The organism is Chryseobacterium sp. WX (genome assembly GCF_029542485.1).
GTDB classification, from domain to species: domain Bacteria; phylum Bacteroidota; class Bacteroidia; order Flavobacteriales; family Weeksellaceae; genus Chryseobacterium; species Chryseobacterium cucumeris.
Window position 1 is genome coordinate 4,636,026 of the sequence record NZ_CP120710.1, and the last position, 26,817, is coordinate 4,662,842.

Annotated in this window: 13 protein-coding genes, 2 tRNA genes and 3 rRNA genes; 16 read left to right on the forward strand and 2 right to left on the reverse strand. The window is 39.1% G+C overall.

Going from position 1 to position 26,817, the window contains the following annotated elements; translation table 11 throughout:
• Positions 1-100: 100 nt before the first annotated feature.
• Complete coding sequence (locus PZ898_RS21340) at positions 101-748, forward strand: MgtC/SapB family protein (protein WP_277694190.1); 648 nt, start codon at positions 101-103, stop codon at positions 746-748.
• A 41-nt stretch (positions 749-789) separates the two neighbouring features.
• Here the strand turns inward: PZ898_RS21340 and PZ898_RS21345 are convergent, their stop codons facing one another.
• The gene (locus PZ898_RS21345) at positions 790-1,275 is read right to left on the reverse strand and encodes a copper resistance protein NlpE (RefSeq protein ID WP_277694191.1); all 486 of its coding nucleotides are present in this window, start codon (positions 1,273-1,275) and stop codon (positions 790-792) included.
• A gap of 682 nt (positions 1,276-1,957) precedes the next feature.
• Between PZ898_RS21345 and PZ898_RS21350 the strand changes: the two genes are divergently transcribed.
• From PZ898_RS21350 to PZ898_RS21360, 3 genes are all read left to right on the forward strand, one after another.
• Positions 1,958-4,096 carry a S46 family peptidase gene (locus PZ898_RS21350; RefSeq protein WP_123278815.1) on the forward strand — a complete coding sequence of 713 codons (2,139 nt, stop codon included), beginning with the start codon at positions 1,958-1,960 and terminating at the stop codon, positions 4,094-4,096.
• 71 nt (positions 4,097-4,167) lie between these two features.
• Positions 4,168-5,166 carry a polysaccharide deacetylase family protein gene (locus tag PZ898_RS21355; protein ID WP_277694192.1) on the forward strand — a complete coding sequence of 333 codons (999 nt, stop codon included), beginning with the start codon at positions 4,168-4,170 and terminating at the stop codon, positions 5,164-5,166.
• Positions 5,163-6,239, forward strand: a complete 1,077-nt coding sequence (locus PZ898_RS21360) for a GNAT family N-acetyltransferase (protein ID WP_277694193.1) — start codon at positions 5,163-5,165, stop codon at positions 6,237-6,239. The genes PZ898_RS21355 and PZ898_RS21360 overlap by 4 nt, the downstream gene beginning before the upstream one ends.
• 130 nt (positions 6,240-6,369) lie before the next feature.
• Here PZ898_RS21360 and PZ898_RS21365 read toward each other — a convergent pair whose 3' ends face one another.
• Entirely contained in the window at positions 6,370-9,237 is a 2,868-nt protein-coding gene (locus tag PZ898_RS21365; protein WP_277694194.1) for an insulinase family protein, read from the reverse strand.
• Positions 9,238-10,643: 1,406 nt separating this feature from the next.
• Here PZ898_RS21365 and PZ898_RS21370 point away from each other — a divergent pair.
• From PZ898_RS21370 to PZ898_RS21425, 12 genes are all read left to right on the forward strand, one after another.
• A 16S ribosomal RNA gene (locus tag PZ898_RS21370) occupies positions 10,644-12,160 on the forward strand.
• A gap of 220 nt (positions 12,161-12,380) precedes the next feature.
• Positions 12,381-12,454, forward strand: a tRNA-Ile gene (locus PZ898_RS21375).
• 87 nt (positions 12,455-12,541) lie between these two features.
• Positions 12,542-12,615, forward strand: a tRNA-Ala gene (locus PZ898_RS21380).
• A 153-nt stretch (positions 12,616-12,768) separates the two neighbouring features.
• Positions 12,769-15,523, forward strand: a 23S ribosomal RNA gene (locus PZ898_RS21385).
• A 160-nt stretch (positions 15,524-15,683) separates the two neighbouring features.
• Positions 15,684-15,791: ribosomal RNA gene (gene rrf / locus PZ898_RS21390) — 5S ribosomal RNA — on the forward strand.
• The 16S, 23S and 5S rRNA genes sit together here with 2 tRNA genes alongside, the layout of an rRNA operon.
• Before the next feature lie 638 nt (positions 15,792-16,429).
• Entirely contained in the window at positions 16,430-17,752 is a 1,323-nt protein-coding gene (locus tag PZ898_RS21395; protein WP_277694195.1) for a sigma-54 dependent transcriptional regulator, read from the forward strand.
• A 436-nt stretch (positions 17,753-18,188) separates the two neighbouring features.
• Complete coding sequence (gene kdpA, locus PZ898_RS21400) at positions 18,189-19,883, forward strand: potassium-transporting ATPase subunit KdpA (protein ID WP_277694196.1); 1,695 nt, start codon at positions 18,189-18,191, stop codon at positions 19,881-19,883.
• Positions 19,884-20,057: 174 nt separating this feature from the next.
• The gene (gene kdpB / locus PZ898_RS21405) at positions 20,058-22,097 is read left to right on the forward strand and encodes a potassium-transporting ATPase subunit KdpB (RefSeq protein ID WP_120232938.1); all 2,040 of its coding nucleotides are present in this window, start codon (positions 20,058-20,060) and stop codon (positions 22,095-22,097) included.
• Positions 22,098-22,107: 10 nt separating this feature from the next.
• Positions 22,108-22,665: a potassium-transporting ATPase subunit KdpC gene (gene kdpC, locus PZ898_RS21410; RefSeq protein WP_277694197.1), complete on the forward strand. Its 558-nt coding sequence runs from the start codon at positions 22,108-22,110 to the stop codon at positions 22,663-22,665.
• A gap of 171 nt (positions 22,666-22,836) precedes the next feature.
• Positions 22,837-23,922: a porin gene (locus PZ898_RS21415; RefSeq protein ID WP_277694198.1), complete on the forward strand. Its 1,086-nt coding sequence runs from the start codon at positions 22,837-22,839 to the stop codon at positions 23,920-23,922.
• Positions 23,923-23,978: 56 nt separating this feature from the next.
• Positions 23,979-25,088, forward strand: a complete 1,110-nt coding sequence (locus PZ898_RS21420) for a sensor protein KdpD (RefSeq protein WP_277694199.1) — start codon at positions 23,979-23,981, stop codon at positions 25,086-25,088.
• A 5-nt stretch (positions 25,089-25,093) separates the two neighbouring features.
• On the forward strand, positions 25,094-26,809 hold the full coding sequence (locus tag PZ898_RS21425; protein ID WP_277694200.1) for an ATP-binding protein: 1,716 nt from the start codon (positions 25,094-25,096) through the stop codon (positions 26,807-26,809).
• The last annotated feature ends 8 nt before the right edge of the window (positions 26,810-26,817 follow it).

The window sequence follows — 26,817 nt, forward strand, 5'->3', positions numbered from 1 at the left end:
TGCAATAAATTTTTTGAGGCAGCAACGCAAAATCTCCTCAGCAAAGATAGTTCCTTAATAGTATTTATTGTAAATTTATTCTCTGTTTAAATTATAAAAGATGGATTTTCTTCAGGACCACTATATTATTAAAAATGAATTGCTGCTGATCCTTATTTCAGTTATTCTAGGATTGTTTATTGGTGCTGAACGTGAATACCGTAATAAGTCGGCCGGCCTCAGGACCTTTATTCTCGTGTGTTTTGGTGCCTGTCTGTTTACCATACTTTCTATAAAAATAGGCGTGGCCAATCCGGATCGTCTGGCAGCTAATATCATTACAGGAATCGGATTTCTGGGAGCAGGGGTTATTTTCAAAGGAGATAATAAAATTGAAGGAATTACCACAGCCACCACTATCTGGGCAACTGCTTCTATTGGAATGGCTGTAGGTTCCGGCTATGTTTATATTGCATTGTTGGGAACTACGTTGGTATTACTTATTTTAAGTGCCCTGACTTATCTCCAGAATTTTATTGATAATTATAATAAAGTAAGGGTATACAGAATTGCTGTAACAGACTCCCAGGATATTAAATATTGTGAAAATATATTCAAAGAAAATCACTTAAGATATCAGATGCTTAAACAGCAGTATTCTCAGGAAAGCTTTACCATTATATGGAGACTTACCGGAAAAAATAGCCATCATGAGGAAGTCATCGGACGTCTGGTGAATGATCCGAAAATTAAAGCGTATCAGTTTTAGACAGTGAAAGAGCAAAAAAATAAAGGCCGAAGCCTTTACTTTTATTTCTTCTTAAATACATAAAGATCTTTGTTGGGACCATCGATCTCCTTTCCTTCCATATCCAGCTGGATCAGCATATTCTCACCCACTTTGTATTTATAGTTGGCAGATTTCCCTTTTAAAGTAATCATGCTTCCAGTAGCATCCCAGGTGAAAGATCCTTTGTCCTGGTTCTTTGAATTTCTCTCAAGATATTCCTCTGTAATACTGAATGTTTTATCATCATTCAATGTCAAAGAAGTCTTTATTCCCGGGCAGTCTGCACAAGGAACTGTTGCTTCATAAGTACCTGCCCAGTCCAGAGCATTTTCAGAAGTGTCACCAGCTGCTGTGGGAGTTGCTTTAGTGATACTGTCCGTAGCAGTAGGTTGTACAGCCGTTGTAGAATCTGTAGTAGCTGTTGTTTCAGTGGTTTCTTTTTTAGAACATGAAGCAAGGAATAGAACAGATGCCATTCCCAACATGAGCATTTTACTTTTCATCATAATAATTAATTTAAGGATGTTTTTTATAATAATATACTTCCAATCAACAAAAACTGAGCCAGAGGGAAGGGATAGGATGTTTGAATGAATAGTGAATAGTCAATTCGCTCCGCTTGTCAATTTTTAATGAATTTACTTACTGTTTGATTATAAAAATTCACCATTCACTTGCGAAGCAAGCTTCACCATTGACAATCCAATTTTTGAACGCATTGTGAATAGTGAATAGTCAATTCGCTTCGCTTGTCAATTTTTAATGAATTTAATTATTTTTTTGATTATAAAAATTCACCATTCACTTGCGAAGCAAGCTTCACCATTGACAATCCAATTTTTGAACGCATTGTGAATAGTGAATAGCCAATTCGCTTCGCTTGTCAATTTTTAATGAATTTAATTATTTTTTTGATTATAAAAATTCACCATTCACTTGCGAAGCAAGCTTCATCATTGACAATCCAATTTTTGAACGCATTGTGAATAGTGAATAGTCAATTCGCTTCGCTTGTCAATTTTTAATGAATTTACTTACTGTTTGATTATAAAAATTCACCATTCACTTGCGAAGCAAATTCACCATTGACCATCACTATTTTCCAAAAACGAACTCTTAGTAACTTTTCCACCCGTTTTATAAAGCCTGTTCCTATTTTTCTTTGTAAATTGGGGCAAAATTTTGATTATGACAAAAAAGATACTTTTATCTGTATTTCTTTTGCCAGCTGCAATGGCATTTGCGCAACAATATGGAGGAATGTGGATTCCTACAGAGCTGAATGAAAAGGAAATGAAGGATTTAGGAATGAAGATTTCTGCAAAAGATATTTTCAATCCTCAGAAACCAAGCATTAAAGATGCGGTTGTACAGTTTAACGGCGGATGTACTGCAGAAATTATTTCGCCTAAAGGATTGCTTTTAACGAACCATCACTGTGGTTTTGGGCAGATTCAGGCACATTCTACCGTTCAGAATGATCTTCTTTCAAACGGATTCTGGGCAAAAAATACAGAAGGTGAGCTTCCTAATCCGGGAGTAAAAGTAGATTTTATTGTAGATATAAAAGAAGTTACTGATCCGATATTAGAAGGTACAGACAATCTTACAGAACCAGAACTTACTAAAAAGATCAACAACAATATTGAGGTGTATAAAAACTCTCAGAAAATTGAATCTTACCAGTCAATCATGGTAAAACCAATGTATTATGGAAACAAATACTATGCTTATACCATCGAAACGTATAAAGATATCCGTCTTGTAGGAGCTCCGCCTCAAAGCATCGGGAAATTCGGAAGCGATACGGACAACTGGGTTTGGCCGAGACACACCGGAGATTTCTCTATGTTCAGAATTTATGCAGACAAGAATAACAAACCTGCAGAATATTCTAAAGACAATGTACCTTACGTTCCAAAGCACTATTTACCGGTTTCTATCAAAGATAAAAACGAGAACGATTTTACTTTTGTTTTCGGATTCCCGGGAAGAACTACAGAATACCTTCCTGCAATCGCTGTAGAGAAGATCATGAAAGATATTGACCCTGCGAGAATTGCGGTACGTGATGTTGCTTTAAAAACTTTGGACGAAAAAATGCGTGTTGACAATGAAACGCGTATCAAATATGCCTCAAAATATGCTTCAGTAGCCAACTATTGGAAAAAATGGATCGGTGAAGTAGAAGGATTGAAAAAATCCAATGCTGTAGAAAAGAAAGTAATGTATGAAGGTTCTTTGGTTGCTAAAAATCCTGAGATCAAGACTACTTTGGATCAGCTGAATAAACTGTACAATGATCAGGCTCCTTATGCATTAAACAATGCTTACTACACAGAAGTGATAAGAAATGCAGAGACTTTGAAGCTTGCCGGAGATTATTATGACTTCGTAGCTTCTGTAGAAGCAGGAAGAATGGATGAAAAGGAACTTTCAAAGTTAAAAACAAAATTAACTTCTTTCTATAAAGATTACAGTGCTGAGCTTGATGCAAAAGTAACTGCGAAACTATTGGCTTTATATGTGAATAAAACGGCACCTCAGTTTTTACCGGCAGGATTCAGCAAATATAAAGATGAGAATGCTAATATTCCTGTTATAGAAGATATGTCTAAAAACTCTGTTATCACAGGAAGAACAGCTGTAAACGGAGGAACATTAACTGCCGATATTGATAAAGCATTTTCTAATCAGGATAAACTGATCAGGACTTTAAAGAAAGATCCTATTTATCAATTATATGTTTCGATGAAAGAAACCTATATGAAAACTGCAGATCCGCAATACACTTCAATGCAGGCAAAAATTGATGCTTTGCAGAAAAAATTCATGGCGCAGCAGATGAAGACGGATAAAGACAGAAAATTCTTCCCGGATGCGAACTCAACACTTCGTGTAACTTACGGTAAAGTGAAAGGTTCTACTCCTAGAGATGCCGTTTCTTACGGGTACCAGACTCACCTTGCTGGAGTAATGGAAAAGTATGTTCCTGGAGATTACGAATTTGATGTTCCAAAGAAACTGATTGACCTTTACAACAAAAAAGACTTCGGAATCTATAAAGATAAAACAGGTGATGTTCCTGTAGGATTCACTGCTACCAACCATACAACCGGAGGAAACTCAGGAAGTCCGGCTTTGGATGCCAACGGAAACCTTGTTGGATTAAACTTTGACAGACAGTGGGAAGGAACAATGAGTGATATCAATTATGACCCGCGTTTCAGCAGAAACATCATGGTAGATACAAAATATATCCTTTTCATCATTGATAAGTTCGCAGACTCAAGATGGCTTGTTGATGAAATGAAGATCATAAAATAATTTTAAAAGTTATACCTTTAAGAATCTATTTGAATTTAATTTTGAATAGATTCTTTTTTATTTACAATAGGATGAAAGACAGCATCATCAATGTTTTGGCAGCTTTTGAAACTGGGAATATCGGAAAATCATTTCCGCTGGACTATTGTCTGCCACTTTATCACAGTGTTTCAGACAAAGAACTTCCTCATTTAAAACATGTGATCCGTTATAAGACGACTCAACAGTTTGAGAATGATCTGGATTATATCGCAAAGCATTTTCAGTTTGTAAACTGGCAGGAGTTCAAAGATTATATGGCCGGAAGTTTTAAACCTTCGAAAAAAATTGCCCTTTTAACTTTTGATGATGGTTTCAGAGAGTTTTACGATATTGTAGTTCCCATTCTGGAACGAAAAGGAATATATGCCTGTAATTTTATCAATCCGGCTTTCATAGATAATAAAGAGATGATGTTCAGGTGCAAGGCAAGTCTTCTTGCGGATGCTGCTGAAAAAATGAAAACAATAGATCCTGAAATTTATTTTATTCTATCGCTAAAAAAAACAGATAGACGCGCTCTACAAAAGAAAATTTTATCCATAAATTATCAGAAAAGAAATATTCTGGATCAGCTTGCTGAAAAACTTGAAATAGATTTTAAGGCTTATTCAAAGGAATTTAAACCTTATTTAACAACAGAAGAATTAAAAGAACTTACCAACAAAGGTTTTGGAATTTCTTCGCACAGCTGGGATCATCCCAAATATGGCGATTTGTCTTTGAAAGAACAGATGACAACAACCGACAGAACCTTTGCCTATTTAAAAGAAAATGGTTTTTTGTACGAAAGTTTTGCATTCCCGTTTACCGATTTTGAAGTAAAGAAAGATTTTTTTGATGAACTTTATAAAAATGAAGAGATCTACTGCAGCTTTGGGTGTGCCGGTATAAAACTGGACAGTGTGAAGAGAAATTTTCAAAGAATTCCTATGGAAATAGGAGAGAGTGGGGCTCGGATATTGAAAAAAGAAACAGCTTATTTCAGATTGAAAAGCCTGATGAATAAAAATACGATTGTAAGAAAATGATAACGCTGAAAACATTCAATAGAAAAGAACTGGAAGATTTTATATCCTCCGGAAATTTTCAGCAATATGATTTTCTTCCCATTACAAGACATCGCTCGCTGTCTCATATTCATAATCCAAAAGCATCAGATGGGGATACGCTTCTTATTTTAGCTTTTTATGAAGAAAAACTGATCGGTTATGTGGGATGTTTTCCGGATTGTTTTATCATTGATGGAAAAGAAATCCGTTATGCCTGGCTCAGTACCCTGTATGTAAACCAGGAATACAGAAAAAAAAGACCGGCGAAAGCATTGCTGAAAAAAGTTTTTGAAGAATACGAAGGCCGGATTGCCATTACAGAATTTACCAAAGAAGCAGAAGCACTCTACAATATTATGGGTGTTTTTGAATATGTCTTTCCCAAAGAAGGCAAACGCTACTACTTCAGAACCGATGCCGCTAAAATGATTCCTGAAAAGAAACCTGGAACACAACCATTGAAGCCTCTTTTTCAAATTCTGGATGCTGCAGCCAATGGAGTGATCTCAATAAAGAATCTTACAGCATCAAAACCGGATTTTAAATATGAAGTTCTGGATCACATCGACAAAGAAAGTGCAGGTTTTATGAACAGGTTTCCCGGGATGCGTAATGCAGATGAAATCAATACTTTTATCAATTATCCCTGGGTTTTAGAAGGCAAAAAAGATGAAAAATACCTGTTTTCAAGTTTTGCTGACAGCTTTAAATATTTCTGGATTAAAATTTTAAATAAAAATAACAAGATTACATCCTGTTTTCTGCTGCAGCTCCGTGATGGCTATCTTAAAATACCTTACCTTTTTACGGACGGTAATTTCGATGAGGTTATCCGGGTTTTACATTATTTCATCGTGAGTCATAAAGTAAAAGGCTTTACTTCTTATCAAACCGCATTAAACAAGGAAATACAACAGTCAAAAGTATTTTCCCCTATCTATGAACGTGATTTTAAAAGAGAGTACCTGTTTCATAAAAATCTTTTGGAATTGCTTCCCGGTCATTTTAACCCAAACTATCAGGATGGTGACGGAGATTGCATGATGACGTAATAGATTTATAAATGATGAATGATGAATGATGAATGATGAATGATGAACTACACATGATCAATTATCAATTATCAATTATCATTTATAAAAAAAAACAAACCGCCTGATAATTCTATCGGGCGGTTTGTTTTTAATGTCCAAAAATATCTTTCAGACTTACTTCTTTAAATATTCCCATTTTGTTGACAGCTTCCATATCAAGATTCTCTTTTTTGCCGATAATAGCGGTGTTAAAATGTATTGATTTGACTTCTGTCTGATAAAAATGCTTGATATCCTCAAATGTTAACTGCTGGATCTGTTCATAAATATCTTTTCTGAAATCATGATAGATATTTAATTTCTGCAGTCTTAAGGTATTGAAAAATATATTGTTTCGGGTAACCCTTGTAGAAGCAATCTGTTTCAGAGCTGCATTTCTGGCATTCTCAAACTGAATAGGGACTTCTGGCAGCTCGTTCATCAGTTCATTCAGGGTATCTACAGCGATCATCAGCTTGTCAGGCTGGGTTCCGATATAAGTCGTTACATAATCAGGATGGTTCAGCTCAGAGTTCGCTGCATAAGAAACATAAGCAGAGTAGGCAAGACTTTTACTTTCCCGCATTTCCTGGAAAACAATGGAAGATAACCCTCTTCCAAAATATTCATTGAACACATTGATCTTTCCGAAATGAAGCGGGTTCACCTCGCTTCCTTTACCAATCTTGCTCATTTCCATCTGAACCATATCATAGTTGATGAAATACACGTTTCCTCCGGTTGCCGGTTCCGGATACAGTTTAGCAGCTGGTATCTGAAGGCTTTCAGGTTCTATGTATTCACCAATGTATTCTTTAAAGGTTTCAAAATTTTTACCATAGAAAAATACCTGATAAGGATATTGGAAAAGCTTTTTCATTCTGTTTGTAAAAACTTCAGCACTGCTGTTTTCAAGCTCTTCCTTAGAAATAACATCCGTAAAACGTGAGTTGCTGCCCAGCTTTGTATAATTGTTCAGGGCCGTTATAATACGGTTTTTATCTTTCTTCATGGCCTGGCGGTTTTCCAGTACTGTTCCCACAAACTGATTATAGATTTCCTGATCAGGCTGCACATTGCGCATCCAATGCTGCAGAAGGGCAATTCCTTTTTCTATATTTTCTTCCAGTCCGCTCAGCGAGATGGTCAGCTGATTGTTCGTTGTTTTAAAATCATTGCTGATTCCGATTTTGAAAAATTCCTTTTTTAAATCCTCCGGTGAAAAAGTATCTGTTCCCAAATACTGCAGAAGCTGAGTTGAAATCCCTAAATCTCTGTCATGATCACTTCCTAAAGGAAAAATAAAGTGCAGCTGAGCAATATCGTTGTATTTATTCTTTACGAAACTTAATTTCTTTCCGTTACGCTGATCCGTAATGATTTCTTTTTGATAATCAATAAATTCAGGTTTAATATCCTCCGTTTTATCCGCCAGAATCTCTTTCAAAAATTCAGATTGTGTATCACGGTTGATCTTAACAGGAGTGATACCTGGATTCTCAACTCTGATCAGTTTGTCGTTTACCCCTTTTTCTTTATTGACCACCACATAGTTTTCTTTGAAAAACTCATTGGCAAAATTCACTACGTCATCTTTGGTGAAAGAGGCATACTCATCCATTTCATTCAGTTCCTCTTCCCAGCTTCTTCCTTTTATATAAGAATCGTAAAGATTGGTGGCGAGACCTTCGGCAGTTTCAAGACCTTTCATTCTCTGAAGTTTGAAATCATTGATGATGGCTGGCAGCATCCAGTCCGGAAAATCTCCTTTCTTGATCAGCTCAATTTCATCCAATACCATATTCTTTGCTTCCTCCAGAGTCTGTGTTTCCTTAGGAACCGCAACAATGGAGAAATATCCATACTGTCTTAGTCCTACAGAAAAGGCTTGAGCCCAAAGCATCTTCTGAGTCTGGTTAATGTGTAAATCCAATAATCCGGCTTCTCCTCTGTTGCTGAGAATATTGGCAACTATATCAGCGAGCATTGCTTCTCTTGTTCCATAGCTATCTGTTCTCCATGCAAGCTGAGTACGTGGAGTAGTAGGGCTTTTTACTGTTCTGGCTACAACTTCTGTAATAGGCTGTTCAGTAATGGGTGTTTTTGCAGGAAGTTCCTTATAAGGTAAAGTCCCGAAATATTGATCAATTAACTGGATTGTTTCATCGAAATCAAGATCCCCAACCAATACCATAGCATAATTATTGGGAACATAATATTCATCAAAATACTTGTGAATAGCTTTCATCGATGGATTTTTCAGGTGTTCCGGTTTTCCCAGGGTAGTTTGCTGTCCGTTGGGATGAGTGGGAAAAAGAGCATCCATCAGTTCGTAGTTCACAAGTCTTGTATCATTGTCCTGCGCCCTGTTGAACTCCTCATACACCGATTCAAGCTCAGTATGAAAAAGACGAAGGACAATTTCAGAGAACCTTTCCTTTTCTATTTTCAGCCATTTTTCAAGTTCGTTATTCGGAATATTGTTTTTGTAAACCGTTTCATCAAACCAGGTATGCGCATTGGTACCACTGGCTCCCAGAGAAGAAATCGCTTTATCATATTCATTGGCAATGGCATATTGGCTAGCTTCCTGGGAAACTTCATCAATCTTTTTGTAGATTTCCCTTTTCTTTTCAGGATTCTGTTCTGCTTTATGTTCTTCATATAAAGCCGAGATCTGATCAAGAAGTTCTTTTTCTTTTTCCCAGTTCTGGGTTCCGATTTTTGAAGTTCCTTTAAACATCATATGCTCAAGATAATGTGCCAGCCCTGTATTATCAGCCGGATCATTATTACTTCCTGTTCTTACCGGAATGAAGGTTTGTATTCTTGGGGCATCAAAATTCTGAGCAAGAAAAACCTTTAATCCATTTTTCAAAGTATAGATTCTGACGTTATTTTCGTCATGGGTTACCGTAATATAGTCGTATTGGTTGTTATCTGTATGTACCGTTTCCTTATATTTTCTGTCTGTCATATATAAAACTCATTTCATCCCTTAGAAACCGGAATGCACTACAAATGTAAGGAATCAAAAAAAATGTTAGCCTCTTTTTATCATTATTACATCTATTATTACAGTTGAGAAGGTGAATCATTCTACAGAAACTGTTTGTCAATCCCGTATACCATTATATACAATCACTATAATTTCATATTCCCAACTCTCCAACTCTCGAACTTTATAAGGAGCTATTTCCTGCTATCCATTCCTACTCCTCGCACCAGCGCTCTCCCACGCTCCAACCCTCCCACCCTCTAACCCAAGCTGCGGGGTAACCATTTCTATCAGGGCTAGGGTAGGAGTCGTTAATGATAAGTGGTTAATGATGAATGATGAATGATGAATGATGAATGATGAATGATGAATGATGAATGATGAATGATGAATGATGAGGTTCGGGTTTCCAGGTAGAAAAGGAATATTGGTATTGAATTTTCATATTGCAGAATTCTATGTAAACATATTATTGAGTATAAATCCCTATTCCCATTGTATCATTCCGCAGGAATCCAAATTCTTTACAAGAGCGCTTGTAAGTTGGCAGGATAATATCTGAGGTCTTTTAGCAGTTAGTATTAGCCATGTCATGCTGAGCTGAGTCGAAGCATTATAATTAATTACGCGTGTAGGAGTTAAATCTTATTGTTCTATATTATATATAAATATACTCTTTAGTCTCGTTGAAGAAAGTCAGCTCTCTAATCTAGTCTCTCTATTATATAATATATACTTTATTTGATGATAGCCACCCCCAACCCCGCATCCCGCATCCCGGATCTGACATTCCCTCTTCACACACACAGATTCACCCCCAACCCTCCAACCCACTTACTCTCCAACCACTCCTCCAAACAAATGTTTAAAATTTTTCTCTCTGCCTTCCAGCTGATTAGGATAAAAACCTATCCGAATATGAAATTTATGTTAAATAAACTTGTTTTGCGTTGTATGAAGTTACTATCTTTGCCCCACTGAAAAACGAAAGACATTCAGTAGCGCAGAAGCGCCTTTAGATGGGCAGAAACGATATTACTTCCAAAAAGAGACGGACGAAAAAAACTTTAAAACTTTTTGAAAAAAAAGTTGTCAGTTTAAAAAGAGTTTGTATCTTTGCAGTCCCAATTAGAGGGAGCGCAGGAGTAGAGGGATTGAGGTTTTGAGAAGAGTTAAGGTTACTTAAAAAACTTTAAAATTTTCTTCAAAAACATTTGGTCATTAAAAAATAAAGTTTTACTTTTGCACTCGCAAATACGGAGCGACACTGACAGAGAGATTGCTTCGTTGAAAAGCGAAAGATATAAAGATCATTGACATACAATATAACAACCAAGTAAGGAAAAACTAAAGCGTTAAAAACTTTGAGTGAGTCAGACAAACATACAATGGAGAGTTTGATCCTGGCTCAGGATGAACGCTAGCGGGAGGCCTAACACATGCAAGCCGAGCGGTAGAGATCTTTCGGGATCTTGAGAGCGGCGTACGGGTGCGGAACACGTGTGCAACCTGCCTTTATCTGGGGGATAGCCTTTCGAAAGGAAGATTAATACCCCATAATATACTGAATGGCATCATTCGGTATTGAAAACTCCGGTGGATAGAGATGGGCACGCGCAAGATTAGATAGTTGGTGAGGTAACGGCTCACCAAGTCTACGATCTTTAGGGGGCCTGAGAGGGTGATCCCCCACACTGGTACTGAGACACGGACCAGACTCCTACGGGAGGCAGCAGTGAGGAATATTGGACAATGGGTGAGAGCCTGATCCAGCCATCCCGCGTGAAGGACGACGGCCCTATGGGTTGTAAACTTCTTTTGTATAGGGATAAACCTACCCTCGTGAGGGTAGCTGAAGGTACTATACGAATAAGCACCGGCTAACTCCGTGCCAGCAGCCGCGGTAATACGGAGGGTGCAAGCGTTATCCGGATTTATTGGGTTTAAAGGGTCCGTAGGCGGATCTGTAAGTCAGTGGTGAAATCTCACAGCTTAACTGTGAAACTGCCATTGATACTGCAGGTCTTGAGTGTTGTTGAAGTAGCTGGAATAAGTAGTGTAGCGGTGAAATGCATAGATATTACTTAGAACACCAATTGCGAAGGCAGGTTACTAAGCAACAACTGACGCTGATGGACGAAAGCGTGGGGAGCGAACAGGATTAGATACCCTGGTAGTCCACGCCGTAAACGATGCTAACTCGTTTTTGGAATGTAAGTTTCAGAGACTAAGCGAAAGTGATAAGTTAGCCACCTGGGGAGTACGAACGCAAGTTTGAAACTCAAAGGAATTGACGGGGGCCCGCACAAGCGGTGGATTATGTGGTTTAATTCGATGATACGCGAGGAACCTTACCAAGGCTTAAATGGGAAATGACAGGTTTAGAAATAGACTTTTCTTCGGACATTTTTCAAGGTGCTGCATGGTTGTCGTCAGCTCGTGCCGTGAGGTGTTAGGTTAAGTCCTGCAACGAGCGCAACCCCTGTCACTAGTTGCCATCATTAAGTTGGGGACTCTAGTGAGACTGCCTACGCAAGTAGAGAGGAAGGTGGGGATGACGTCAAATCATCACGGCCCTTACGCCTTGGGCCACACACGTAATACAATGGCCGGTACAGAGGGCAGCTACACTGCGAAGTGATGCAAATCTCGAAAGCCGGTCTCAGTTCGGATTGGAGTCTGCAACTCGACTCTATGAAGCTGGAATCGCTAGTAATCGCGCATCAGCCATGGCGCGGTGAATACGTTCCCGGGCCTTGTACACACCGCCCGTCAAGCCATGGAAGTCTGGGGTACCTGAAGTCGGTGACCGTAACAGGAGCTGCCTAGGGTAAAACAGGTAACTAGGGCTAAGTCGTAACAAGGTAGCCGTACCGGAAGGTGCGGCTGGAACATCTCATTTTAGAGCGTCTTAGGACGTTAAACAAAATCAGTATCGTAAGATACAAAATACTTACTTAAAGCATAGCTTTAGTTTTTTGTTTGGTTGATATATAAAAATACAAAACCCACTAGAAATTAGTAAAGGGATTGAGAGAGGCAAAGAAGATAAAAGCAGAGAGAGAAAGACGAAGAAATTAGTCTGTTATCTATCAGTCTATCATCTTTTACGTCTAAAAGACAGTCTCGTAGCTCAGCTGGTTAGAGCGCTACACTGATAATGTAGAGGTCGGCAGTTCGAGCCTGCCCGAGACTACTAATTGAAAGACAGGAAGAGATCAGCTATTAGACATCAGACATTTAGGTCTGAGATCTGGAATCTGATATCTAAAGTCTACTAGAGGGGGAATTAGCTCAGCTGGCTAGAGCGCCTGCCTTGCACGCAGGAGGTCAAGGGTTCGACTCCCTTATTCTCCACAGTTTTGGAAGACTGATTTAAAAGTTACGAATGGAGCCAAAAACAACATTTGTTCATCAGTTTGAAAGAAAGAAATTAAGATCATTGACATTAACGGTAAAGACATCACAAAGAGAAAACCGAGCGCATAAAGCGCTTGAGTAACCAATAGGAAAGAAATCGTTAAGGGCGTATGGCGGATGCCTAGGCTTTCAGAGGCGACGAAGGACGTGGTAAGCTGCGAAAAGCTGCGGGGATTGGCACACACGAATTGATCCGCAGATATCCGAATGGGGCAACCCGGCATATTGAAGATATGTCACCTCGCAAGAGGAGCAAACCCGGAGAACTGAAACATCTAAGTACCCGGAGGAAAAGAAATCGAAGAGATTCCGTAAGTAGTGGCGAGCGAAAGCGGATTAGCCCAAAAGTCTTTTTATGTTTAGAGGAATGTTCTGGAAAGAACAATCATAGAAGGTGATAATCCTGTACTCGAAAGGCATATAGAGATGATAAATGAGTAGGGCGGGACACGTGAAATCCTGTCTGAATATGGGGGGACCATCCTCCAAGGCTAAATACTCCTGAAAGACCGATAGTGAACAAGTACTGTGAAGGAAAGGTGAAAAGCACTTCGAATAGAAGGGTGAAATAGAACCTGAAACCGTACGCCTACAAGCGGTCGGAGCAGCGTAATGCTGTGACGGCGTGCCTTTTGCATAATGAGCCTACGAGTTAATTTTACTAGCGAGGTTAAGGTATTAAGTACCGGAGCCGGAGCGAAAGCGAGTCTGAATAGGGCGCATAGTTAGTAGGATTAGACGCGAAACCTTGTGATCTACCCATGGGCAGGTTGAAGCTCTGGTAACACAGAGTGGAGGACCGAACCGGTTGACGTTGAAAAGTCTTCGGATGACCTGTGGGTAGGGGTGAAAGGCCAATCAAACTGGGAGATAGCTCGTACTCTCCGAAATGCATTTAGGTGCAGCGTCGTATATAAGTTTATTAGAGGTAGAGCTACTGATTGGATGCGGGGGTTTCATCGCCTACCAATTCCTGACAAACTCCGAATGCTAATAAATGTTCTACGGCAGTGAGGGCATGGGTGCTAAGGTCCATGTCCGAGAGGGAAAGAACCCAGACCAACAGCTAAGGTCCCAAAATATATGTTAAGTTGAAGCAACGCGGTTGGACTGCATTGACAGCTAGGATGTTGGCTTGGAAGCAGCCATTCATTTAAAGAGTGCGTAACAGCTCACTAGTCGAGCGGTCCGGCATGGATAATAATCGGGCATAAACATATTACCGAAGCTATGGATTTATATTTTAGATATATCTGGTAGGAGAGCATTCTATTTGCGCCGAAGCAGTACTGTGAGGTATTGTGGAGCGGATAGAAAAGAAAATGTAGGCATAAGTAACGATAAAGCAGGCGAGAAACCTGCTCACCGAAAGACCAAGGCTTCCTCAGCCATGCTAATCAGCTGAGGGTTAGTCGGGACCTAACGCGAACCCGAAAGGGGTAGTGGATGGACAATGGGTTAATATTCCCATACTTGCTCACAATAAAAGGGGACGGTTGGATGTAGCTGCTGGAGACTGACGGAATAGTCAAGGCCTAGCCTTCGGGCGAAGCTGCTGTAGTGTAATCTGATCCAAGAAAAGCCGAAGTGAAGCAACCCGTACCAAAACCGACACAGGTGGTCGAGGAGAGAATCCTAAGGTGCTCGAGTGAGTCGTGGCTAAGGAACTAGGCAAAATAGTCTCGTAACTTCGGAAGAAGAGACGCCAACAGCAATGTTGGCCGCAGTGAAGAGGCCCAGGCGACTGTTTATCAAAAACACAGGACTCTGCTAAATCGAAAGATGCTGTATAGGGTCTGACACCTGCCCGGTGCTGGAAGGTTAAGGAAGGTGCTTAGCGTAAGCGAAGGCATTAACTGAAGCCCCAGTAAACGGCGGCCGTAACTATAACGGTCCTAAGGTAGCGAAATTCCTTGTCGGGTAAGTTCCGACCTGCACGAATGGTGTAACGATCTGGGCACTGTCTCAGCCACGAGCTCGGTGAAATTGTAGTATCGGTGAAGATGCCGATTACCCGCAATGGGACGAAAAGACCCTGTGAACCTTTACTATAACTTCGTATTGACTTTGAGTAAGTAATGTGTAGGATAGGTGGGAGGCTTTGAAGCAGGCACGCTAGTGTTTGTGGAGCCGACGTTGAAATACCACCCTTTACTTACTTGGAGCCTAACTTCTTTTAGAAGGACATTGCGTGGTGGGTAGTTTGACTGGGGTGGTCGCCTCCAAAAGAGTAACGGAGGCTTTCAAAGGTACCCTCAGCACGCTTGGTAACCGTGCGTAGAGTGTAATGGCATAAGGGTGCTTGACTGTGAGACCTACAAGTCGATCAGGTGCGAAAGCAGGACATAGTGATCCGGTGGTTCCGTATGGAAGGGCCATCGCTCATAGGATAAAAGGTACTCCGGGGATAACAGGCTAGTCTCCCCCAAGAGCTCACATCGACGGGGAGGTTCGGCACCTCGATGTCGGCTCGTCACATCCTGGGGCTGGAGAAGGTCCCAAGGGTTGGGCTGTTCGCCCATTAAAGTGGCACGCGAGCTGGGTTCAGAACGTCGTGAGACAGTTCGGTCTCTATCTATTGCGGGCGTTAGATGTTTGAGAGGGCTTGATTCTAGTACGAGAGGACCGAATTGAACAAACCTCTGGTGTATCAGTTGTACCGCCAGGTGCACCGCTGAGTAGCTACGTTTGGAAGAGATAAGCACTGAAAGCATATAAGTGCGAAACTCGCCTCAAGATGAGACATCTTTTAAGGGTCGTTGTAGATGACGACGTTGATAGGCTATAGGTGTAAAGACAGTAATGTCATAGCCAAGTAGTACTAATTACCCGTAGATTTATAGTCTATGGTTACTAATATAAACCAGGTGCTTTATGCGCAGTGAAGGTTTTGTCTTTGTGAAAGTTTTTATCGCTTAAAACAGATGTCAGATATAAGACATCAGATACCAGACCTTGAAGTCTGAAATCTGAAATCTATCCTCTGATATCTTATATACCTTCTTTAGGGTGGTTTTAGCGGTGGGGCTCACCTGTTCCCATTCCGAACACAGAAGTTAAGCCCACCAGCGCCGATGGTACTGCTAACGCGGGAGAGTAGGCCGCCGCCAGTTTTTATTTTATTTTTAAAAACCTTTATCTTTACGATAAAGGTTTTTTTGTTATATACCCAAGTTAAGCTTATAAGTAATGAGCAATGAATAATAATTGATAAACGATACATCAATCAACTATCATTGATCAACTATCACTTATCATTTATTACTTATGCTGGACAGCATACACTCCAATTGTCACTCCGTAGGAGTTTCAACAAAGTATTAGCACATAACTCAAGTATTACTTTTACCTTTTAAATCCTTTAAAGACTATAATAAAGGAGGCTGGATTCCTGCGGAATGACACAGTAGGAAAGAAGCAGGCCAAATAAAAAGAAAGACGCCATTGCAACCAATAACTCCATTGAAAGATAACCACGGAATCCGTATCCCGAACTTCGTTACATCATTTTATAATTTATCATTGATGATTCATTCACCATCCTAGCCCCGATAGGAATGGTTACCCCGCAGCAGGCATGGAGACGTGCGGCTTTACTCAGGGCGGGAGCACAGGCGCGAGGAGTATGAATGGATAGCGGGAAACAGCTCCTGAAATCTCAAATGGTGTTAAGTAAACTATTTCCTTCTATTACCCCGTTTTCCTCGAATAAATTCAATAAGTTTGTACTAGTTTTCCAAAAATAATTACAATGTCAGGAAATATTCTGATCATCGATGATGAGATCAAACTCCTTAAATTACTAGGAATGATCCTTTCCCAAGAAAATTTTAATGTAAAAGAAGCTTCTACGGCGCGTTCGGCAATGACGATGCTGGAGCAATATGAATTTGATGTTGTTCTGAGCGATGTTCGTCTACCTGATGCTTTTGGGGTAGAGCTGGTAAAGGCTATCAAAACCAAATATCCACAGCTTGAAATTATCCTGATGACGGCATTCGGTAATATTACGGATGCTGTACAGGCTATGAAGAATGGTGCTTATGATTATCTGGTGAAAGGAGATGATAATGAGAAAATAATCCCATTAGTGTATAAGGCTCTTGATAAGGTAAAAGACAATAAATCGAGGGTTGTTCAGCAGGCTGTGACGAAAGGGTTTAATCAGATAATAGGTAAATCACCACTTATTTTGCACGCTAAGAAACTGGCTGAAAAAGTAGCTTTAACGGATGCTGCTGTTCTTCTTACAGGGGAAACCGGAACTGGTAAGGAAGTTTTTGCGAGTGCCATTCACAAAGGAAGTGACAGGAAGAAAAACAGTTTTGTAGCGATCAATTGTTCAGCATTCAGTAAAGAAATTCTGGAAAGCGAGCTTTTTGGTCATAAACAAGGTGCTTTTACTGGAGCTTTGAAAGATAAGAAAGGATTGATTGAAGAAGCTAACGGAGGAACTCTGTTTTTGGATGAAATCGGTGAGATGCCAATAGAACTTCAGGCAAAACTGCTCAGAGTTTTAGAAACCAGAGAATTTATCAAAATGGGTGAAACCAAAGTTTCTAAATCTGACTTCAGGTTAATTGCTGCTACCAACAGAGACCTGATAGATGAAATAAAGCAGGGAAATTTCAGAGAAGACCTTTATTTCAGGCTGAATGTCTTTGAGATCACGCTTCCGCCATTAAGAGAACGAAAAGAAGACCTGAAAGCTATTGCCAAGCATTTTATAGATATTTTTTCTCATAAACTTCATCTGACAGGGGTTCAGGTAAATCCTGATTACTATAAAGTACTGGAACGAAACGACTGGAAAGGAAATATCCGTGAACTGAGAAATGCCGTGGAACGCAGCTTGATTTTGATGGATAACAATATCCTTGACGCAGAAAGTCTTCCCCATTATTCGGAAAAAGCTGTTCCTGAAAGTGATTCTTTAAGTATCAGATCACTGGAAAAAATACACATACAGAAGGTTCTACAGTATACAAAAGGTAACAAGGCAGAAGCTGCCCGTTTACTGGAAATCGGTATTGCCACATTATACCGTAAACTTGAAGAATACGGATTAAAATAACCTTTTATCATTTTAATAAAGAGCCTATCATTTTGATAGGCTTTTCTGTTTTTATATGGTTTTGTGTTTTGTATTAATGTGTTGTTAGTCAATTAATTGACTGTTTGTTTTTCAAAATGGACTTTCTTTTGGCATATAGTCTTCGAATAAAATATTTAAAAATGACAATTTCAAGAAAAACGTTTAAAAAACGGGAGCAGTCGACTTTTAGTCTGCTGATTGTATCGTACGTATTGTTGACCCTTTTAACCCTAATGATTAAAATATGATGCTCATAAGTTTAATTCTGCTTTTTGCAGTATTGTTTTGGCTTTTGTATAAATCAGTTGAATTTTTTGATAGAATATAAATTATGTGGAGTTTATTTTTCCTCTCAATACTTGCCTTTGTGTATATCTGTTATGTTTTAATGAAACCTGAAAAATTTTAATTAGTCATGAATACAGAGATTTTAGGCATTATAGCAATGTTTGCTATCACATTAGTTATCGGAATATTTTTAGGGAAATATATAGCTAATGTCTACGGATACAAAAAGACTTTTCTGGATCCGGTTTTTGAACCCATTGAAAAGTTAATTTATAAAGTTTCGGGAATTAATCCTGCCCGCCAGATGAACTGGAAACAGAATATGTATGCCATGCTGGCGATCAATCTGGTTTGGTTCATCATAGGTTTCCTTCTTTTGCTGAATCAGGCATGGCTTCCTTTGAACCCTGATGGGAATCCAAATATGTCACCCGATCTTGCTTTTAATACTACCATTTCATTCTTAGTGAACTGTAATTTACAGCATTATTCAGGAGAAACAGGAGTAAGTTATCTGAGCCAGCTTTATCTGATGTTTTTACAGTTTGTTACGGCTGCAACGGGAATGGCGGCAATGGCTGTCCTTTTCAAGGCTTTTAAAGAAAAAACAAGTACCGAACTTGGGAACTTCTACGATTTTTTTACCAAATCAATGATCAGAATTCTGGTTCCGGTAAGTATAATTGTTGCCTTAGTACTTTCTATTAACGGAAGTCCGATGACATTCGAAGGAAAAGATCACATTATAACACTGGAAGGTCAGAAAGCTGATGTTTCCAGAGGGCCTGTATCTGCATTTGTTGCGATCAAACATTTGGGAACTAACGGAGGTGGGTTTTTCGGAGCCAACTCTGCGCACCCGCTTGAAAATCCTAATTATATGACCAATATGACAGAGATGATCGCTCAGATGATCATTCCGTTTGCATTGGTATTTGCACTAGGTTTTTATCTGAATAAAAGAAAACTTTCATGGGTGATTTTTACGATAATGACGGTCGGTTTTCTGGCACTTACCATTCCGAATATCGTGAATGAAACAGGAGGAAATCCTTTGATCACAAAAATGGGAACAGATAACAGCCTGGGAGCTATGGAAGGTAAAGAAATCCGTTTCGGAAGTGCAGCGTCCGGCTACTGGAGTATTGCAACCACAGTTATTTCAACAGGATCTGTGAACTCAATGCATGACAGTACAATGCCGCTTTCGGGAATGAATGAATTGCTTGCGATGATGATCAACTGCTTCTACGGAGGCTGTGGAGTCGGAATTCTGAACTATTTTATCTTTATCATTCTTGCTGTATTTATCAGTGGGCTGATGGTGGGACGAACGCCAGAATTTATGGGTAAAAAGATTGAAGCAAAGGAAATGAAAATTGCTATGATCGTCGCTTTATTCCATCCTTTTTTAATTCTTGCAGGAACAGCTTTAACAGCTTATCTACCAGAATTTGGAGCAAAGACACTGAATAATCCCGGCTTCCATGGTTTCAGTGAAATGCTGTATGAGTTTACTTCTTCCGCAGCGAATAACGGATCCGGATTTGAAGGGTTGGGAGACAATACACCCTGGTGGAATATCTCAACAGGAATTGTACTGTTACTCTCAAGATTTATCCCGATCATAGGACCGGTAGCCATTGCAGGTCTGTTGGCACAGAAGAAATATATCCCTGAAAGTTCAGGAACACTGAAAACAGATACGGCTACTTTCGGATTCATGACTCTGGCAGTGATTTTACTGATTGCGGCATTGTCTTTCTTCCCTGCATTAACTCTAGGGCCTATTGCAGAGCAGATTCAGTATTTCTCAAAATAAATGTGAACATTAAAAATTAAATCAATATTCAACCATTAAGGAAGCTGAAAAGTGTAAGGAAACTAGTCTGACACTTACGAAACGTTCACTTAATATTATCCATATCTATCCTTATTATCCGGCAGACCTTGATGGTTACTATTGATTTACAATGATATAAATTCTTTCAAAAAAATGAAAAATCAGTCACAAACATTGTTTCAAAGAGATTTGGTCAACGAAGCGATAAAACAGTCCTTCGTAAAGCTGAATCCGAAAATTATGTTTAAAAATCCGGTAATGTTCCTGGTGGAAATCGGAACCATAGTCATGTTTATCGTAAGCATGTTCAGCCTTACCGGTGATAAAACCCAGGGAAGCTTTTCCTACAACTTTTTAGTATTTATAATTTTATTTTTCACCGTTTTGTTTGCCAATTTTGCAGAAGCTATTGCAGAGGCAAGGGGAAAAGCGCAGGCTGATACCCTTAGAAAAACAAGGGAAGAAACTCCGGCCAAACTGGTACTTGATAACAAGCCGGGATTTCAGGTAGAAACAAGGCTGAAGATGTCTGCTGAAATGACCTTAGGTGATATTTTCCTTTGCGAAGCCGGAGATCAGATTCCGATGGATGGTGAGATTATTGAAGGTCTTGCTACCATTGATGAGTCTGCTATTACCGGAGAAAGTGCACCTGTCATCCGTGAAGCGGGTGGAGACAAAAGTTCTGTAACGGGAGGAACGAAAGTATTGTCAGACAGAATTAAAGTAAGAGTAACCACAAAACCCGGAGAATCCTTCTTAGATAAAATGATTGCTCTTGTAGAAGGAGCGTCAAGACAGAAAACACCCAACGAAATCGCATTAACCATACTTTTAGCAGGATTCACGCTTACATTTATTATTGTTACCCTCACTTTAAAACCTTTTGCAGACTATGCGCAGACTCCGATTACCATAGCGGCATTTATATCTCTTTTCGTTTGTCTTATTCCGACAACCATCGGAGGTCTGCTTTCTGCAATCGGGATAGCGGGGATGGACAGAGCGCTGAGAGCGAATGTGATTACTAAAAGCGGAAAAGCAGTGGAAACAGCAGGAGATATTGATGTATTGCTTTTGGATAAAACCGGAACAATTACCATCGGAAACAGAAAAGCAACTCAATTTCACCCTGCCAATGGAATTCAGCTTGAAGAATTTATTAAAGCTTCTGCATTAAGTTCCGTAGCGGATGAAACACCGGAAGGGAAATCTATTATTGAACTAAGTGCTTTAAAACCTGAAGATTTATTAGTTGCTAACCCTACATATATCGATTTTACTGCAGAAACAAGAACTTCAGGAATTGATTTTGATGAAACAAGAATCCGTAAAGGAGCTTACGATACAATAAAAAAACTGACTGAAAAAGCCGGGAATATCTTCCCGCAGGAAACCCAGGATGCGGTAACCAAAATTTCTGAAAACGGAGGAACTCCTTTAGTAGTAGCCGTTAATGAAAAAGTTTGGGGCGTTATTGAACTTCAGGATATTATTAAAACCGGAATTCAGGAACGTTTCCAGAGACTGAGAAAAATGGGGGTGAAAACGGTAATGGTAACTGGTGACAACCCTTTGACCGCCAAATTCATTGCTGAAAAAGCAGGAGTAGATGACTTTATTGCTGAAGCAAAACCTGAAGATAAGATGAATTACATCAAAAAGGAACAGCAGGAAGGTAAGCTGGTAGCCATGATGGGAGACGGAACCAATGATGCTCCGGCACTAGCCCAGGCAGATGTAGGTGTTGCGATGAACAGCGGAACGCAGGCTGCTAAAGAAGCCGGCAACATGGTAGACCTGGATAATGACCCTACAAAGCTGATCGAAATTGTAGAAATCGGTAAACAGCTATTGATGACCAGAGGAACGTTGACCACTTTCAGTATTGCAAACGACGTAGCAAAGTATTTTGCCATTATTCCGGCGCTCTTTATCACTTTTATTCCTTCTCTTCAGAAGCTGAACATTATGAATCTTCACAGTCCTGAAACAGCCATATTATCAGCGGTTATTTTCAATGCGGTGATTATTCCGTTCCTGATTCCGCTGGCGTTGAAAGGAGTTGCTTACAAGCCCATCGGTGCCAGTGCATTATTAAGAAGAAACCTTTTGATCTATGGGTTAGGCGGAGTAATCGTTCCGTTCATCGGAATCAAAATCATTGATCTGGTAATCAGTTTATTCTATTAAAATTAAAAAAATGAAAAATCATATTGTTTCAGCATTCAGATTAACTCTTGTCATGTTGCTAGTTACTGGTATTTATCTGGCAGTGGTTTATGGAGGTTCTAAAATACTTCCTAACAAAGGAAACGGAGAAATTGTTTACAATAAAGGGCAGAAGTTTTATGCCAATATCGGTCAGGAATTTAAGTCTGAAAAATATTTCCACGGTCGTCCATCCTCTGTCGATTATAACGCAGCGGGAAGTGGAGGAAGCAACAAAGGTCCAAGCAATAAAGAATATCTGGAAATTGTACAGAAAAGAATTGATACTTTAAAAATGGACAATCCTGAAATGGGTAATGCTAAAGTTCCTGTAGAATTGGTAACCGCCAGCGGAAGCGGACTGGATCCGGATATTTCTCAAAAAGGGGCTTTATACCAGGCAAAAAGAATTGCAAAAGTGAGAAGTATTTCAGAGGAAGAGATCAAAAGCTTAATTAATAATCAGACTGAAAAGCCTTTCTTAGGACTTTTCGGACCGTCAAAAGTAAATGTTCTGAAGCTTAATATCGCTTTAGATCAATTAAAATAATTCAAATCATACAATGATAAAAAGAAGAATTGAAGCCATTAAGATGATTGAAGGAGCTACACAAAAAAATCTACGATTTCAAAATATTTCTCATTTATAATTCGCTGGTAAATCCTTATCTTTTCTTAATAGCTAAATTCTTCTTATCCTCTTAAATAATATAAAAATAAAGTGAAAAAATATTTAGTTATAGGAGCCGTATTGGGAATATTTTTCTCAAAAGCCCAATCATCAGATTCATTAAAAACAAGTAATAAAGTGACCTTTTCCGCTTATGCAGAACTTTTTTATACGTATGATTTTAATGAACCAGGTAATCATATTCGTCAAAACTTTTTGTATTCCTATAACAGGCACAATGAAATGAATCTTAATCTGGGATTGGTTAAAGCCAATTACCAGAGTGAAAATATCCGTGCCAACGTTGCTTTAATGGCAGGAACTTATGCTCAGGATAATATGGCTGCCGAACAAAATGCACTACGTTATGTAAACGAAGCCAATGTTGGAATCAGATTATCAAAAAATAAAAACTTATGGATTGATGCAGGGATCATGCCTTCCCATATTGGATGGGAAAGTGCCATAGGAAAAGACAATGTTAATCTGACAAGAAGTCTGGCCGCTGAAAACTCACCTTATTTCGAAACAGGAGCCAAAATTTCTTATACCTCAGATAATGGAAAATGGTTTGTAAGCGGATTGGTATTGAACGGATGGCAACGTATTGCCAAACCTGAGGGAAACCAGAGTATTTCTTTTGGTCACCAGGTAACCTATAAACCAACTGATAAAATTACCCTGAACAGCAGTTCATTCATAGGGAATGATAAAGCAAAAGAGGACAAAAGAATGCGTTACTTCCATGATTTGTACGGAAGCTTTCAGATAACAGATCAGTTTTCGGCTGTATTGGGATTTGATATTGGCGCTGAGCAGAAATCAAAAGGAAGCGAGCAGTATAATATCTGGTACAGTCCGAATGTTCAGATGAAATATCAATTGGACAGCAAATGGGCATTAGCGGGAAGACTGGAATATTATAATGATAAAAACGGAGTGATTATCAGCACTGAAACGCCTAACGGATTTCAAACTTTCGGATATTCTCTGAATGTGGATTATGCTGTTTTCAAAAATGTAGTTTTCCGCACAGAAGCGAGAGGTTTTACTTCAAAAGACGCCATTTTTGCTAAAAATGATGAATTTAAAAAAGGAAATTTCTTTATAACATCGAGTTTAGCGGTCTGGTTTTAATATCGGTTTAGTCACAGAGAATAGTGCTTAAAGTAAAATTAAAAAGAATAAAATCAATGTCATCAGCAAAAGATTTTTTAGAACTGATTCAGAAGTCCCGTAAAGGAAAATTCAAAATTTATATAGGGATGAGTGCAGGTGTAGGAAAGACCTTCCGTATGCTCCAGGAAGCGCATTCCCTTTTGCGAAATGGCATTGATGTAACGATTGGCTATATTGAAACGCATGGCAGAGAAGAAACGGTAGCCCTTGTAGAAGGTCTTCCTGAGATTGAAAGGAAATCAGTCTTTTATAAAGGAAAAAATCTTGAAGAAATGGATCTTCAGGCTATCATCAACGAACATCCTGAAGTGGTTCTGGTAGATGAACTTGCCCATACCAACGTAGAAGGTTCTAAAAATAAAAAAAGATGGCAGGATGTGCTGGAAATTCTTGATAACGGGATCAATGTCATCAGTGCCATGAATATCCAGCATATTGAAAGCCTGAATGAAGAGGTTAAGAAAATTACCGGAGTCGAAGTAACAGAGCGGGTTCCGGATAAAATACTGGCGCTAGCAGATGAAGTAGTCAATATTGACCTTACTGCTGATGAGCTGCTGACCCGTTTAAAAGAGGGAAAAATCTATAAAAAAGAAAAAATTCAGACGGCGCTTAGTAATTTCTTCCAGAGCGGACATATTCTTCAACTTCGTGAACTGGCTTTAAAAGAAGTAGCCACCCACGTGGAAAGAAAGGTAGAGACAGAGATCAAAACCGAAAATTTTAAGCCCATAAAATTCCTGGCCTGCATCAGCAGTAATGAGAAGATTGCCAAAACAATTATCCGTAAAACTGCCAGATTAGCCAGCTACTATAACAGTCCATGGACTGTTTTGTACGTTCAGAAGCCTTCTGAAAATCCGGAAAAAATTGCATTGGATAAACAGCGGTATTTAATTAATAATTTTAATTTAGCACAGGAATTAGGTGCCAAAGTAGTCCGCATCAAAGAAAGCAGTGTCCACAACGGGATTCTGGAATATGTGATTGCTCATAACATCACGACGGTCTGTATTGGAAAACCTCACGCCAGTTTCTGGCAGCGAATGTTGGGATACAGCTGGATCTATACCCTTATGAACAGGCTGAATGAAAGACAGATAGATATTATTATTTTATCTTAAAAGTAATGAAACTTAAAACGAAACTTACCTTAGGCGTGGGCCTTTTATTTTTACTGATCGTTCTGCTTTCAGTGATAGGTTCTGTATACATCAATAAATTAAAATCCGATACTGAAAAGATCCTTACGGCCAATTACAACAGCCTGGAATTTTCCAAAAATATGCTTTTGGCATTGGATAATATCAGTACAGACAGTACCGTTGCCATAGCAGATTTTCGAAAAAATAATAAGCTTCAGGAAAAGAACCTTACAGAATTTGGAGAAAAAGAAGCCACTCAGAATCTGAATCTGCATTTCAACAGCTACCTTAAAGCTCCCGATATCAATAAAGAAAAGCTTATCCGTGAAGATCTTTCGAAGATCATGTCCTTGAATATGAAGGGGATAGAACGAAAAAGTGACATTGCGATTATAACAGCAGAAAATGCTACTTTTTGGATCGTAAGTTTAGGTACTGTATGCTTTCTGATTGCTTTTATCCTGCTTTTCAATTTGCCGCAAACCATTGCAGAGCCTATCAATCAATTGACCTTCAGTATCAAACAGATTGCCGATAAAAACTATAGCGAGAGGGTTCATTTTAAAGGAAGTGAAGAATTCAACAGTCTGGCAGATTCCTTCAATACCATGGCGGAGAAACTTCAGGAGTACGAAAGTAGTACGCTTTCCAAGCAGCTTATGGATAAAAAACGTATCGAAACATTGGTTAACAATATGCATGATGCGGTAATTGGTTTGGATGAGAATCATTTTATCTACATGATCAATGATGAAGCTTTAAAGATCACGAATCTCCATAAGGAAGATATTATTGGAAAAACGGCTCATGAAGTAGCCATCAATAATGATCTGATGCGTGAACTGCTGAAAAATATCGATCATCCGGTAAAAGATCCGATTAAAATTGTCCGCGATAATAAGGAAAACTATTTTGAACAGGATATTATTCCCATCAATATTGTAAAAACAGGAGAAAAGGAGAAAAAAAATATAGGAAAGGTAATATTGTTGAGAAACATTACGCCTTTTAAAGAGCTTGATTTTGCCAAAACCAACTTCATTGCAACCATTTCCCATGAACTGAAAACTCCGATTTCAGCTATCAAAATGGGTGTTCAGCTTCTTGGAAACCAAAAGTTCGGAGAACTGAATGAGCAGCAGCAGGAATTGTTGAAAAGTATCAATGAAGACGGACAGCGTTTATTGGATATCACTGGAGAATTGCTGAATCTTTCTCAGGTAGAATCCGGAAATATCAGACTGACCGTAGAAAAATGTTCCCCAAAAGAAATTGTACAGACTGCTGTAAAGAATGTTGAAAAACTGGCGGAGCAGAAAAATATCTCCATCAGCACAGAATATCTTCTGGAAGACAGTGATGCGGTGACCGCAGATTTTGATAAAACCGTCTGGGTAATGAATAACTTTCTTACCAATGCGGTAAAGCACTCTTTTCAGGATGAAAATATTAAGATTGTGGTAGAAAAACTCAATGCATTTATTCAGTTCAGTATTATTGATACCGGAAGCGGAATTGATGAAAAATACCACCGCCAGATCTTTGACCGCTATTTCCAGGTTCCCGGAGAACATCAGAACGGGACGGGGCTGGGCTTAGCAATCTCCAAGAATTTCATTGAAAAACAACATGGAGAAATAGGAGTGAAGAGTTCTCTGAATAATGGAAGTACGTTTTATTTCAGACTGCCGGTTTCATAAGGATTATT